The sequence below is a fragment of the Streptomyces sp. NPDC017448 genome, assembly GCF_044330565.1.
GTDB lineage: Bacteria > Actinomycetota > Actinomycetes > Streptomycetales > Streptomycetaceae > Streptomyces.
Window position 1 is genome coordinate 290,402 of record NZ_JBIRLM010000002.1, and the last position, 14,116, is coordinate 304,517.

At 70.8% G+C, this 14,116-nt stretch carries 9 protein-coding genes; 2 read left to right on the plus strand and 7 right to left on the minus strand.

The annotated features are described in order from the left end of the window. Window positions 1-5: 5 nt before the first annotated feature. From ACH4K1_RS06010 to ACH4K1_RS06030, 5 genes are all read right to left on the minus strand, one after another. On the minus strand, window positions 6-2,102 hold the full coding sequence (locus ACH4K1_RS06010; RefSeq protein ID WP_398087066.1) for a glycosyltransferase family 4 protein: 2,097 nt from the start codon (window positions 2,100-2,102) through the stop codon (window positions 6-8). Further along, a complete protein-coding gene (locus ACH4K1_RS06015) occupies window positions 2,099-3,865 on the minus strand; it encodes a stealth family protein (RefSeq protein ID WP_398087067.1) in 1,767 nt (588 codons plus the stop codon). Before ACH4K1_RS06015 ends, ACH4K1_RS06010 begins: the two co-directional genes overlap by 4 nt. Then, a complete protein-coding gene (locus ACH4K1_RS06020; protein WP_398087069.1) occupies window positions 3,862-5,484 on the minus strand; it encodes a sugar phosphotransferase in 1,623 nt (540 codons plus the stop codon). Before ACH4K1_RS06020 ends, ACH4K1_RS06015 begins: the two co-directional genes overlap by 4 nt. A gap of 15 nt (window positions 5,485-5,499) precedes the next feature. After that, window positions 5,500-6,990 carry a stealth family protein gene (locus tag ACH4K1_RS06025; protein ID WP_398087449.1) on the minus strand — a complete coding sequence of 497 codons (1,491 nt, stop codon included), beginning with the start codon at window positions 6,988-6,990 and terminating at the stop codon, window positions 5,500-5,502. A gap of 485 nt (window positions 6,991-7,475) precedes the next feature. Then, the gene (locus tag ACH4K1_RS06030) at window positions 7,476-8,591 is read right to left on the minus strand and encodes a hypothetical protein (protein ID WP_398087070.1); all 1,116 of its coding nucleotides are present in this window, start codon (window positions 8,589-8,591) and stop codon (window positions 7,476-7,478) included. 335 nt (window positions 8,592-8,926) lie between these two features. Here ACH4K1_RS06030 and ACH4K1_RS06035 point away from each other — a divergent pair, with 335 nt between their 5' ends. After that, window positions 8,927-10,006 (plus strand): LCP family protein, encoded by a 1,080-nt coding sequence (locus tag ACH4K1_RS06035; protein WP_398087071.1) that lies wholly within the window; start codon window positions 8,927-8,929, stop codon window positions 10,004-10,006. A 39-nt stretch (window positions 10,007-10,045) separates the two neighbouring features. Beyond that, entirely contained in the window at window positions 10,046-10,447 is a 402-nt protein-coding gene (locus ACH4K1_RS06040; protein ID WP_398087073.1) for an NTP pyrophosphohydrolase, read from the plus strand. Window positions 10,448-10,503: 56 nt separating this feature from the next. On the opposite strand, the gene ACH4K1_RS06045 is transcribed toward ACH4K1_RS06040, so the two are convergent. Both ACH4K1_RS06045 and dxs read right to left on the minus strand, forming a co-directional pair. Continuing rightward, window positions 10,504-11,970, minus strand: a complete 1,467-nt coding sequence (locus ACH4K1_RS06045; protein WP_398087075.1) for an amino acid permease — start codon at window positions 11,968-11,970, stop codon at window positions 10,504-10,506. 191 nt (window positions 11,971-12,161) lie between these two features. Further along, entirely contained in the window at window positions 12,162-14,075 is a 1,914-nt protein-coding gene (dxs, locus tag ACH4K1_RS06050) for a 1-deoxy-D-xylulose-5-phosphate synthase (RefSeq protein WP_398087076.1), read from the minus strand. Between the last annotated feature and the right edge of the window lie 41 nt (window positions 14,076-14,116).

Here is a 14,116-nt window from a genome sequence, read left to right on the forward strand (position 1 = left end):
TCGGTTCATCGGTCCACCACGTTCATCGCCATGCCTCCGGACACCGAGCAGTAGGGGCGCACCCATACCGGTCGGGCCGGATGGACCATGACGTAATCCGACTGTTCAACCCCCGCCAACGCCACGGGCGGGTAGGGATAGGCGCTCTTGACGTCGGGGAAGTCTTCGAGCACCCGGCACACACGGGTCTTCTTCCACTGATCGGGGTACGGCTGCAGCCACCAGTCCCAGTCCTCCCAGCGCTCCAGGCGGTGGTCGACGACGTACCGGACAGGCACCTCCACCCGGAAGGCCCTGCTGCTCAGGACCTCGACCGGAACGGTGTGGTTGACCATGTGCTGACCACGCCGGCTGACGACGAAGCGCGCACCCGGCCTGATCTCCCGTTCTCCGCACAGCACCCCGGTGACGGTGATCCCGGACTCGTGCAGGTCGATGGAGGTGCACTCGACGTGCTCCCGGCGCATTACCGTGCGCAGCATCAGTTTGCCGTTCGGCTGCGCGTACGGGAGGTTCCAGCCGATCGGAGCGCTCGTGGGCCAGGCCACGAGCCGGGCACGGGCGTCGATCAGGGAGCGGGTGTCCCGGATGCCCGCCTTCATATGGACGTTCTCCGACCTGGCCGAGCGCATGGTCACCTTCCAGCGTCCGTCCCCCAGGGCGTCGAGGGCCGAGGCCGGAAGCTCCGCGCTGTAGAGCGTGCCGCCGTTGTCCTGCTGGGTACGGACGGTCGGCAGCTCCATGTCCGGCAGGGCTGCGGCGCCGGCGGCGCCGTGTCGCAGTACGAACTGCCAGCGGTGCTTGTCCTCGTGCGGCCCTTGTACGGCGAACCTCAGCCGGCCCGCTTCGTCGGTCGTGACGTCGACCGTGGCCGCTCTCATGGAGACCGGCGGAACGGTCGACCGCTCCGGCCCGCTCGTGCGCGGCGCGGCGGGCCGACGGTAGTCGCGGTCCGCGGAGGCGCGCCGGCGGGCCGCGTCCTCGAAGAGTTCGATGTAGCGGGCGGCGACCACGTCCGGGTCGTAGCGCGCGGAGTTGCGCAGCGCGGCCTCCCCCATGGTTCGGCGCAGGTTGCCGTCGGCCATGAGCAGACGCAGCCCCGAGGCGATCGCGGAGGCGTCCCCGGTGGGGACGAGGAGGCCGTCCTCGCCGTCCCGGAGGATCTCCCGCGGCCCCACCGGGCAGTCCGTCGAGACGACGGGCAGACCGCAGCGCATGGCTTCCACGAGCGTCATGCCGAAGGACTCCGCGCTGGAGGTGACGGCGGCGATCGAGCCCTTGACCCACTCCGATTCGATCGGCGAGAAGCCGCCCATCAGCAGGGCCCTGCCCGTCAGGCCGAGTTCGGTCACCAGTCCGCGCAGTTTCGCCGCCTCGCCCCCGTCCCCGTAGATGCGCAGCTGCCAGTCGGGGAACTCGTCGGCGATCATGCCGAAGGCGCGGATCAGCAGGTCGTACCGCTTGATGTGGTGCATGCGGCCGGCGCTGACCACGACCTTGCTGGTGCCGTCCGCCGGGGGGACGACCGGCCGCGGCACGCTGTTGGGGATGCCGACCACAGGGAGGCCGGGCACCGGGGTGTTGGCGAGGAAGGAGCGGGCGTCGGCCTCCGTGACCGTGGTGACGGCGTCCAGGCGCGGATACACCCGGGCCATCTCGGCACGCACCGCGGGCGGGATCGCCAGATGCGTCATGTGCTCCTGGGCGACGCGGAGGGCGGAGTCGCGAGTGTACGAGGCCACGAAGAGGTTGAGGCTGGGCCGGGTGCCGATGACGACGTCGGCATCGGTCGATGCCAGGTCGTCGATGATCCGCCGGTCGGTGAACCGGTTGTACTGGGCGTAGAACTCCTCCTGGCGCGGAACCACTTCGCTCGGCTCGTCGGACCCCGGGGCGGCGCGGTCGGCGGCGCCGGGGCGCAGGTCGACCAGGGCACGCACCCTGATGCGGGGCGAGATCTCGAACTTGGGGGCGGTCAGGCGACGGAAGACGGAGACGATCTCCACCTCGTGGCGCACCGCCAGCGCCTCGGCCAGGTTGATGACGGTTCGGTTGGTACCGCCGATGCCGTAGATGTTGTTGATCAGGAAGGAGATCTTCATCGGACGTCGGCGTCCTTCCGCTCGAAGGGGCTGGGGACGGGGTAGTAGGCCTGGAGGAAGTCGCTGAGCATGGCCGCCTGCCGTCCGACGTCGAAGGTGTCCGACAAGGTGTCGTTGATGCAGAACGCCTGCCGGTCGCGTCGGGCCAGCAGGATGCCCAGCCGACGCGCGATCTCGGGCTTCGCCAGGTCCAGGTAGGCGAAGCTGATCTCCGAGGGCACCGCGCGCGCCGTGAAGTACGCGTAGTAGTGGTACAGCGAGGACGGGATGGAGATGTCCGTGGGGCTGCGGAAGCGGCTGTAGGTGGTCCCGCGGTGGGCTTCGGCGAACTCGTGCTCGATCTCGTACAGCACGCTGCGTCGCAGGGCGTACGGGGCGTGTCGCAGCTTCTGCACGATGGCGGAGCCGAAGTTCTCCAGGAGGAGCCTGCGGTTGTTCTTTCCCGCCGCGTCCACCGGGCGGTCGCCGCCGCTGAGTTCCCAGCGCGGCACCTGGGAGGGCGACAGGAACGTCCGCGTCATCCCGTTGGAGAGGAAGAAGTCGCGCGGGGTGACCGGGCAGCCGAGGAACATGTCGTCGTTGAAGTACAGGAAGTGCTCGGACAGCCCGTCGATGTGGTGAAGCTGACTCTCGATCGCGTGCGAGTTGAAGGTCGGCAGCGCCGCGGGGTCCGCGAAGAGTTCGGAGTGGTCGACGACGGTGATCCGGGGGCTGCGGAGATTGAGCCAGTGCGGCCGCTGCCGGTCGGTCACCAGGTAGACATGGCGGACCCACGGCGCGTTCTGCTCCAACGCCCGCAGGGAATAGCGCAGTTCATCCCGGCTGATGTAGCGCGCCGCGTTGGCGGCCTCCGCGTGGTAACCACGGTCGCCGAACGCCTCTCGGCGGCGCCGCCACTCCTGGTCGGAGCCGTCCACCCAGGTGTAGACGACGTCGATGGGGAAGCGCACGTCCTCGGGAAGCGGCTCGGCGCAAGCGGCGATGGTCCGCACCGAGCGGGTCCGGCGCGTGTGCAGGGCGGCGAACCCGGTGAGCCTGCTGACGGGCGCGCTGACCCGCCCCTCGGCCGGCGAGACGTCCTCGGTGACGCGGTTGGGGCGGGGGGCGATCAGACGGCCGTCCTCGTCCGCCTCCCAGAACTCCAGGTCGCAGCCGTACTCCAGCCCCAGCACCAGGCTGTTGCCCGGGTCGCTCCACACCATGCCGAGGCGCAGGACCGCGGCCTCGCCGGCGATCCTGCGCGCCCGGGACGATCCGCACAGGGCGGGCCGGCCCCTGGCCGCCTCCCCCCGGCACGCGACGGCGTAGACGGGTCCGGTGTTCCGGGTACGGTCCAGCAGGCCGACGACGCGTGCCCGGTCGTGTGCGGCGACGGCCAGGACGGAACGGAAGTCGGATTGCCCGCGGATCGCGAAGTAGTCGATACCGGCCGCCTCCAGGAAGGAGACGACCAGTTCCAGATTGGCTTCGCGCAGGCCGAGCGGGGACACGGTGGGGCGTACGAGCGCTATCTGCGCGCCGTGGGCGGGGAGCACCGCCAGCCGCTCCTGTCCGCCGAACAGCTGGGGCCAGCGACGCCGCGCGCGGGCCGCGCGGACGGCACGGACGACCGCGGTGAGGTGGTGCGTACGCCGCAGCGCTCCCTTGAGGGCCGCGCGGAGCCGGATCGGTACCCGGCGTGCCACACGGCGTCTGAGGGAGGTCGGTACGAGGGTGCGGTATACCCCGACCGCGGCGGACGCTTCGGGATTGCCCATGCTCACGTGCGCTTGTCCGGGTCCTCTGATGGTCCCGGATCGAGCTCGAACGGGCTCGCGACGGGGAAGTAACGGTGCAGAAAGGAGATGACGGCGTCGGTGCCGCCACGGCTCAGGGAAACTTCGGCGCCGAGCCCGGACAGCTGCATCTGCTGGATGTCCCGGCGCACCAGGAGCCGGTCCAGGTGGCGTCGGATGCCCGGAAGCGCCGCGTGGAGCGCGACGGTCGCCTCCCCGGCGGGGTCGGCGAGCCCCGCCGTGCGGGCGAAGTGGTGCGTCAGGCCGTCCGCCGGGTGGGTGAGCGGCAGGACGGGCGCCAGCTGCGCGTCTGGGGGCTGCTCCGGGGCGTACCCGGAGGCGGCCAGACCGACGAGGGCGGAGCGGGTGTAGGGCTGGGGGCCCGGCGCGTAGCCGTGGCCGGCCGCCCGTCCGGTGGCGGCGTGGGCCGTGGCCGTCCAGGGGGCGAAGGATTCCTCGGCCGTCCACGGCCCGCGGCGCGGCCGGGCTCCGCCGTGCGGGCTGAAGTAGTCGAAGGGGCGCACCGGCCGCCCGAACACGGCGCCGGGGCGCATCAGGAGGAACCGGTCCGAGAGGTCGGGCAGCTGGTGCAGCCACATCTCGGCGTCCGGCCCCGCCTGGATCACGGAGAGGTGGTCGGCCGACCTCAGCCAGCGGGGGGCCGGGGCCTGCTCCAGAATGTGCACCACGTCCACCCAGGGGGCGTACTGGTGCAGAGACCTCAGTGCGGCGCGGAGCAGCTCCTCACCCCAGGGGGTGTCGTGCCGCCAGGGGATGACCGCGTCCACGGGGAAGGTGATCTCCTCCAGGCGCGGGATGTCGAAGTTCTCCAGCGTGACGGTGGGGTCCATGTCGCCGTCGATGTCCGAGTAGCCCGAGAGCCGTTCGATGCCGATCTCGACGCCGGGGGCGTCACGGGGCACCACCCGCTGGACACGGTTGGGGCGCGGCCCGACGAGGCGTTCGACGGGCAGCGCGTTGTTGACGGTCCAGAACTCGATCTCCACGCCCTGGTCGTCGCCGACCCACAGATTCTGCGTAGGATCGGTGCGGAGCCAGGTGATGCGGATCACTTTGGCCTTGCCGTAGTGCTTCCACGCCTTCATATGGCTGCCGGGGACGGTCCTGGTCTCGTTGTTGGCCGGGGAGGCGGAGACCACGTAGCCGGTGTGCTCCTCCAGCAGTGCCCGAAGGACCCTGCGGAGCTGCCCCTTGTCCTGCTGCTCCACGGCGAAGCAGATCCGCCGGTCGTCGAGTGCGGGCACGGCGAACCACGGGATCTCCGCCCGGTCGAGGGCGTGCGCGATCAGGTCGTGGTCCAGGCGCCTCGCGAGGTCCGCGGTAAGACCGCTGTGGACGTGGGCGATCCGGCCGTCGGGGGCTTTGATCCGGCGCTCGGAGACACCCCGGAAGTCGGACCTGCGGATGCGCCGCAGGGCACGCCGGTGCAGGCGCGCCTCGCGCCGGTCGAGGGTGCGGACCAGGCTCCGCTTGACCTTCCGGCGGACGCCGGGGGTCACACGGTTGGCAGCGACGGACCGCACCGGCAGCGGGACGATACGGCGGTACACCCGAGCGGCGGAGCTCAGTGCGGGTGGGCGGGCCACGTCATGAACTCCGTTTCATCGCTCGTAGGGACTGGGGGTGGGGAAGTAGCCGTTGAGGAAGCCGTCGAGCAGTTCCTGCTGGGCCTCGATGTCCTCCGGGGTGGAGAAGGCGTCGTTGAGGCAGAAGGAGTCCTGGTTGCGCCCGTCGAGGAGTCTCTGCAGCCGGTCGGCGAGGTCGGGCACGGCCAGCTGCAGGTAGGTGAAGGGCATGGAGGACGGCTGGGCGCGGCCGGTGAGGGCCGCGTAGTAGACCGCGAAGGACGAGGTGGGCGACAGGTCCGTCATCGCGCGGAACCTGCTGGCCGAGGTACGCGCCCAGGCCTGCGGGAAATCCCGTTCGGCCTCCTCGATCGCGCTGCGTCGCAACGCGTAGGGAATGTGCTCCATGGGCTGGGTGATGACCCTGCCGAAGCGTTCGAGCAGGAGCGCCCTGTTGTTCTTGCAGGCCGCGTCGACCGGTGTGTCGGTCTCGACGACGGGCCCCTGCGGGATGCGGTTGCGGGAGGGGAAGTAGCGCGCGACCCCACTGGGGGTGAAGAAGGAGTACGGCGTCACCGGGCGGCCGATGAACATGTCGTCGTTGAAGTACAGGAAGTGCTCCGACAGGCCCTCGATGTGGTGCAACTGGCTCTCGATCGAGTGCGAGTTGAAGGTCGGCAGGTCCGTCGGATCACGGAAGATCTCGCGGTGGCTGACCACCTGGATGCCCGGCACGTCCTCACGCATCCAGGCAGGCACCTGGTCGTCGGTGGCTATGTAGATGTTGCGTATCCACGGCGCGAAGAGGTGGAGGGACCGCACCGAGTAGCGCAGCTCGTCCCGGCTGATGAAGCGGGCGTCGCTCGCGGACTCCGCGTGGTACACCTCGCCCTTGGCCGAGGCCTTGCGCCTCTGCCAGGCGGGGTCGTTCCCGTCGACCCAGGTGTAGACGGCGTCCACCGGGAAGGTGATCTCGTCGGCCAGCTCCACCAGGAACTCGGGGCGGGTGGCCAGGAGAGGCGTGGAGCCGGACGCCGTCCAGTCGGAGATGAACCGGCTGAAGAGGCGGGCGGCGCCGAGAACGTTGGGGCCGTGCTCGGCGACGGCCCAGGTGACGCGGTTGGGCCGGGGCGCGACGAGGTGGCTGCCCTGGCGGCGCCAGAATTCGACGGCGCAGCCGTACTCATGGCCGAGCAGAAGGTGGCGGCCGGGGTCGGAGCGGGTCCAGCTCACCTGGAGAGCAACCGCCGTCCTGACGTCGCGCCAGGCCCTGGCGTCGCGGGAAGAGAGTGGCGGGGCCTGCCGGACCTGGTCGGGCCGGGTGACGCTGAGGTGTCCGGGGTACTGGCCGAGGCCCCGGAAGAGGACGTTGAGCACCCGTTCGCGCTCGTCCTCCGGTACGGCGACCACCGTGCCGTGGTCGGAAGTGCCGCGTACGGCGAAGTGGGCGATGCCGGCCGTGTCCAGCAGTGAGGTGACCGCGGAGCGGTTGGCCTCCCGGGCCGCCAGCGGCGTGACCGCCCGCATCGGGTAGACGTCGTCGGCCGTGGCGGCCGACGGAGGCGCGCTGTGCGGCTGCGCGGGCATACCGACGGGCGGACCGGGCGCGTCTGTCCGCCTCGCCGCGTACGCGGCGGGGCCGGGAATAGTGGTCACCCTTCGCGCCTCTCCAGAACCAACCGGTGCCACTGCCCAGCCATGGTGCCTCGTTCTCCCCGTGAAACGGCCGTGAAGACCGTCCCCCTGCCGCCCCCGAGCCGCTTCCGCCACTCCGTCCCGTTTTGAGGAAACAGGCGACCACTTTCACATGAATAATAAACCTTCACAGCACAGGCACATCTTCACCGTACGTGCGTTCTATGTCAACACGGCGTCGAGGCCGCGCCGCGGAATACACGGGACAGACAGGCGAACCGACCGCCGCACCCGCGCCGCGCAGCCGTCCACCGCTCGGCCCCGCGTTCACGTCCGCGCCGAACGGCCCGCGCACCGGCGGGGTCCGTCGGGGTGTCTCAGACGCGGACGGAGGGCCCCATGGCGAGCCCCGGTTCGTCGTTCTGGCGGGCGAGCCAAAGACCCCCGTCGGGGGTCAGCGCGGCAATGACCACCTTGCCGTAGGCGTCCAGAGCCAGCCCCGGAGTCCCCGTGCCGCGTTCACCGGTGGGTGACCACCACAGGCCGGCGCCCTCGTTCTCGGTCCCGCAGGCCGCCAGCATCACGTTGCCCTCGGGGTCGCAGTGCGCCAGGACCGTGCAGTCGTAGTCGTCCAGCGTGGCGCGCAGGGCCGCGACCGGCCCCGTGGGGGCACCGCCCAGCGGAATCACCCAGCCGCCCGGGCGGTGGGCGACGATGCCGCCGGACGCCGGATCGGTCCAGTAATAGGTGGCCCGGTCCGGGGCGGTCTCCAGCACCACCGCGGTGCCCGGCACCATGGCCACGGGGATGTTCTCCGCCCGCTCCGGGAGCGTGTGCGGTTCCGGCTGCACCCACCGGCCTGCGCCCTCCTCCCCTGGGAGCAGCACCTCGATCCGCCCCGAGGCCGCCGCCATCACGGCAGGCGCATCCTGGAACATGCTGCCCTGCAGATCGCGCCAGCCCTCCCACTTGCCGCCCTTGTCCTCCCGGCGCAGCATCAGGCCCCGCCCGGCGTTGCGGACCAGGACGTGGAGGGTGCCCGTGTCATCGACCGCGCCGGTCGGCACACCGAGCCGCTCGGCCTTGTCCCGGTCCTTGTGCGGGTTGCCGAGGGAGCGCCACGCGGTGAGCGGGCGACCCGACTGGTACTGGATGGCATGGACCAGGTCCACCGCCGCGGGCCCCTCCGGCTTCGGCACCGCCCGGCGGGCCAGAAAGTGCACATAGCCGTCGGCGCCCTGCGCGATGGAGAGGTGCGTCAGGTCGCGCAGCGGGAAGAGGTCGGGCCCCGTCCACGAGGAGCCGCCCGGCCGGTCCTGCGTCCAGCGGAGCAGGCCTTCCCGGTTCCGCGCGTACGCGGCGAGCCGCCCGCCCGATCCGAGCAGCAGCCATCGTCCGTCGACCGTGGCGTCGGCGCGATGGCTGCTCCGGCTTTCGAAGTCGCCCGGCAAGGTGGGCCTGCTCCGTGCGGATCGTGCGGATCTGACCGGCATAGGTGAAGTCGCCTTCTGGATTCTCGGCCCGTCTCGGAAGGCCGTCCGACGGCCCGCCCTTCGGGAAGGGGTGAGCCCATCATAGGTTCAGCACTTCTTCACACAGCGTTCGCCCGCCAGCCGAGGCTCGGGCACGTCTTTACCGCGCGAAAGGCTCTCGCGAGGCCGCCGGGACTACCGACGTACGATCGCACACTTCATTCGCAGCTCGTACGCCTGCTCGATGGATTGTCTATAGTTCTCGCACCAGCCATGTCGGACCGGCCCCTCCCCCCACCCGAGTCCACCCGCCACAGCCCTCCACCGGGCCGCGAGACCTAGGGACTCGAATCAGGATGAGCAACGACGTCATGCCTCCGGGCCGGCGCGCCGCCCGGCGTTCGGCACAGCCCCGCAAGCGCCGCCGCGGCCTTAAGATCACGCTCGGCGTCCTGCTCGTCCTGCTGCTCGCGGGCGGCGGCACCGTCTACTGGCTCTACAGCGGGCTCGACCAGAACATCACGGCCGTCGACATCGACAAGGCGCTGGGCGAGGACCGTCCCGAGAAGCTGCCCACCACCGGGCAGAACCTGCTGGTCCTCGGTTCGGACTCGCGCGCCGGGGCGGAGAACAAGAAGTTGGGCGGCGGCGGCAGCGTGGGTGGCGCGCGCTCCGACACCGCGATGGTGGTGCACATACCCGAGGGCCGGACGAAGGCGGTCGCCGTCTCCATCCCGCGCGACACGCTGGTGACCCGGCCCGAGTGCGTCAAGGACGACGGCTCCACGGTGTCGTCCAAGGAGCGGGTCATGTTCAACTCCGTCTACTCCCAGGTCGGTCCGGCCTGTGTGGTGAAGACGGTCGAGAAGATGTCCGGCGTCCGCATCGACCACTACCTGGAGATCAACTTCGCCGGGTTCAAGGACCTGGTCGACGCCATCGGCGGTGTCACCGTCGACGTCCCGCAGGACATCGACGACAAGTCGACCGGGCTGCACCTCACCGCGGGCCCGCAGAAGTTGGACGGCACCGAGTCCCTGGCGTACGTACGGACCCGGCACGGTATCGGCGACGGCAGCGACCTCGGCCGCATCGGGCTCCAGCAGCAGTTCCTGATGGCCCTGCTGAGCGAGGTCAAGTCGCAGGACCTGCTGGGCAGTCCGACGAACTCGTACAAGATCGCCAAGTCCGCCACCAAGTCGCTCACCACCGACTCGGAGCTGGGGTCGCTCACCTCGCTGGCGGAGTTCGCCCGTTCGATGAACGGCGTGGACCCGGCCTCGATGGAGACGATCATGCTGCCGGTGGCGTACGACAAGATCGACGACAACCGGGTGGTCGCGGCCGAGCCGCAGGCGGGCCGGCTGTGGAAGGCGATCCGCGAGGACACCGCCATCCCCGAGGACGCGAAGAAGTCCCCCGCCACCGGGGGCTGACGGCCCGTCGCACCGCCCTTCCCGTGACACCCTGCCGGGATGAGCGAGGAGAGCAGGGCGCTGGTGATCGTGGACGGGGCCAACGTGGTCGGCTCCGTGCCGGACGGATGGTGGCGGGACCGGCGCGGGGCGGCCGAGCGGCTGCGTGACTCGCTGGTCCGCCGCGCCGGGGAGGGGCTGCCGGGCCTGCCCGGCCCGCTGGAGCTGGTGCTCGTCGTGGAAGGGGCCGCCCGGGGCGTCGCCTCCGTGCCCGGCGTCCGGGTGGATTCGGCCCCCGGCAGCGGCGACGACCTGATCGCCGAACTGGCGGCCGGTGCGGGGACCGGCCGGGAGTGCGTCGTCGTCACCGCCGACCGCGGGCTGCGGCAGCGGGTCGAGGCGTACGGGGCCCGGTGCGTGGGGCCCCGTACGGTACGGACCCCGCCCCCCGGCGGGGGGTGACCACCGGAAGACCCGGCCGGGCGGGGACCGCTCAGGGGCCGGCCGGACGGCGTTCGCTAGCGGTTCTCCCCGGCCATGCGGCTGTGGGAGCGCCCGTAGGCGAAGTAGATGACCACGCCGAGCACCATCCAGACCCCGAACCGCACCCAGGTCTCCACCGGCAGGTTCAGCATCAGCCAGACCGAAGCGGCCACCGAGACGATCGGGAGCAGCGGCACCAGCGGGGTGCGGAAGGCGCGGGGCAGGTCCGGTCGGGTACGGCGCAGGACCAGCACGCCGAGGGCGACGACGACGAACGCGAAGAGCGTGCCGATGTTCACCAGGGTGGCCAGCTCCTCGATGCTGGTGAACCCGGCGATGACCGCGATCAGCACCCCGAGCAGGATCGTGGGGCGGTACGGGGTGTGGAAGCGCGGGTGGGTCTTGGAGAAGAAGCGCGGCAGCAGTCCGTCCCGGCTCATCGCGAAGAAGACGCGGGTCTGGCCCAGCAGCAGGATCATGCAGACCGTGGTGAGGCCGACCGCCGCGCCGAAGCTGATCAGACCGGCGTAGAACGGGTGCCCGGTGGCCTTGAAGGCGTCGGCGAGCGGGGCGCTCACGGACAGTTCGCTGTAGTGCTGCATCCCGGTGACGACGATCGAGACCGCCACGTAGAGCACCGTGCAGATGACGAGCGAGCCCAGGATGCCGCGCGGCATGTCGCGCTGGGGCAGCTTGGTCTCCTCGGCGGCGGTGGCCACCACGTCGAAGCCGATGAAGGCGAAGAAGACGATGGAGGCGGCGGTGAAGATGCCCATCACGCCGAAGTGGGTGGGTTCGTAGCCGAACATCAGCTGCACCAGCGGGGCGTCCCAGCCGCCGCCGGCCTCCTGCTTCTCGGCCGGCGGGATGAAGGGCTTGTAGTTCTCGGCCTTGATGAAGAACAGGCCGGCGATGATCACCATGAGGACCACGCCGACCTTGATCGCCACGACGACCGTGGTGACGCGGGCGGAGAGCTTCATGCCGATGACCAGGACGACGGTCAGGACCAGCACCAGGGCGAAGGCCAGGATGTCGAAGCCGAATCCTTCCGCCACGTCCGTCCCCGACAGCACGTCGGGCAGCGCCCAGCCCGCGTTGTCCATCAGGGAGCGGATGTAGCCGGACCAGCCGACCGCGACCACCGCGGTGCCCAGCGCGAACTCCAGCACCAGGTCCCAGCCGATGATCCAGGCCACCAGCTCGCCCAGCGAGGCGTAGGAGAAGGTGTACGCGGAGCCGGCGACCGGGACGGTGGAGGCGAACTCGGCGTAGCAGAGCGCGGCCAGTCCGCAGACGACGCCCGCGGCGACGAACGCGATCGCGGTGGCGGGGCCCGCCGTCTCCTTGGCGACCTGGCCGGTGAGGACGAAGATGCCGGTGCCGATGATGACGCCGACGCCGAAGACCGTCAGGTCCAGGGCGGAGAGGGACTTCTTCAGCCCGTGTTCCGGCTCCTCGGTGTCCCGGATCGACTGTTCGACGGATTTCGTGCGGAACAAGCCGTTTCCGCGGGGTGGTGTGACCTGCGCGCTCACCTGCGTTACCTCCACGCATTCGTTGTGAACGCCATGATTCGGACAAGTCCGACAGGGGAACGCGCCATCCGGCCCGTTTCATGCGAATGGGCCGGGAGAACCACCCGTACAGGGGTGGCCCTCCCGGCCCATCGGCCGCACGGCGGGGGTGCGGGTCAGTCGCGGGCGGGCTCCACGGCGCGGCTCTCGAAGCGGCCGTCGAGCTTGGCGACCAGGCCGGTGACCTGCCGGGCGATGTCCGGCGCGGTCAGTCCGATCTCGGCCATGACTTCGCCGCGCGAAGCGTGGTCGAGGAAGACCGGCGGGATGCCGAAGTCGCGCAGCGGCACGTCGACGCCGGCGTCGCGCAGGGCCTGGGCGACGGCGGAACCGACGCCACCGGCGCGGCTGTTGTCCTCGACCGTGACGACGACGCGGTGGTGCTCGGCGAGCGGGGCGAGCGCCTCGTCGACGGGCTTGACCCAGCGGGGGTCGACGACGGTGCTGGAGATGCCCTGGGCGTCCAGCAGGTCGGCGATCTCCAGGCACATCGGGGCGAGCGCACCGACCGAGACGATCAGCACGTCCGGCCGGGCGGCCTTCGGCTCGCGCAGGACGTCCATGCCGCCGGCCTTGCCGACCGCCTTGACGGCGGGGCCGACCGCGCCCTTGGAGAAGCGGACCACGGTGGGGGTGTCCTCGACGGCGACGGCCTCGCGCAGCTGGGCGCGGACCTGGTCGGCGTCGCGCGGGGCGGCGATCCGGAGGCCGGGCACGCACTGGAGGATCGACATGTCCCACATGCCGTTGTGGGAGGCGCCGTCCGTGCCGGTGATGCCGGCCCGGTCCAGGACGAAGGTCACCCCGCACTTGTGGAGGGCGACGTCCATCAGGACCTGGTCGAAGGCGCGGTTGAGGAAGGTGGCGTAGACCGCGAAGACCGGGTGGAGACCGCCGGTGGCGAGGCCGGCCGCGGAGACCGCGCCGTGCTGCTCGGCGATGCCGACGTCGTAGATACGGTCGGGGAAGGCCGCCTGGAACTTGCCGAGGCCGACTGGCTGGAGCATGGCCGCGGTGATCGCGACGATGTCCTCGCGCTCCTCGCCGAGCTTGACCATCTCCTCGCCGAAGACGGAGGTCCAGTCGAGGCCGGAGGTGGAGATCGGCAGTCCGGTGTCCGGGTGGATCTTGCCGACCGCGTGGAAGCGGTCCGCCTCGTCCTCCAGGGCCGGGGTGTAGCCGCGGCCCTTCTCGGTGAGGCAGTGCACGATGACCGGGCCGCCGAAGCGCTTGGCGCGCTGGAGGGCGGACTCCAGGGCCTCGATGTCGTGGCCGTCGATGGGGCCGACGTACTTCAGGCCGAGGTCCTCGAACATGCCCTGCGGGGCGATGAAGTCCTTGAGGCCCTTCTTGGCGCCGTGCAGCGTGTCGTACAGCGGGCGGCCGACGACGGGCGTGCGCTCCAGGAGGTCCTTGCCGCGGGCCAGGAACCGCTCGTAGCCGTCGGTCGTACGGAGCGTGGCCAGGTGGTTGGCGAGGCCGCCGATGGTCGGGGCGTAGGAGCGCTCGTTGTCGTTGACGACGATGACGAGGGGGCGGTCCTTGGCGGCGGCGATGTTGTTCAGCGCCTCCCAGGCCATACCGCCGGTGAGCGCGCCGTCGCCGATGACCGCGACGACGTGGTCGTCCTTCTTCAGGACCTCGTTCGCCTTGGCCATGCCGTCGGCCCAGCCGAGGACGCCGGAGGCGTGGCTGTTCTCGATGACGTCGTGCTCGGACTCGGCGCGGGAGGGGTAGCCGGAGAGGCCGCCCTTGCTCTTGAGCCGGGAGAAGTCCTGCCGGCCGGTGAGCAGCTTGTGCACGTAGGCCTGGTGGCCGGTGTCCCACAGGACCTTGTCCTTGGGCGACTCGAAGACGCGGTGCAGGGCGATCGTGAGCTCGACCACGCCCAGGTTGGGCCCGAGGTGGCCGCCGGTCTTGGACACCGCGTCCACCAGGAAGGTGCGGATCTCCTCCGCGAGCCGGTCCAGCTCACCGAGGCTGAGCCGGTCCAGGTCGCGCGGTCCCTTGATGCGGGTCAGCAGATCCACCCGTGCCTCCTTGCGTTTGAGCTGATCGAGCGTGCGTGCCG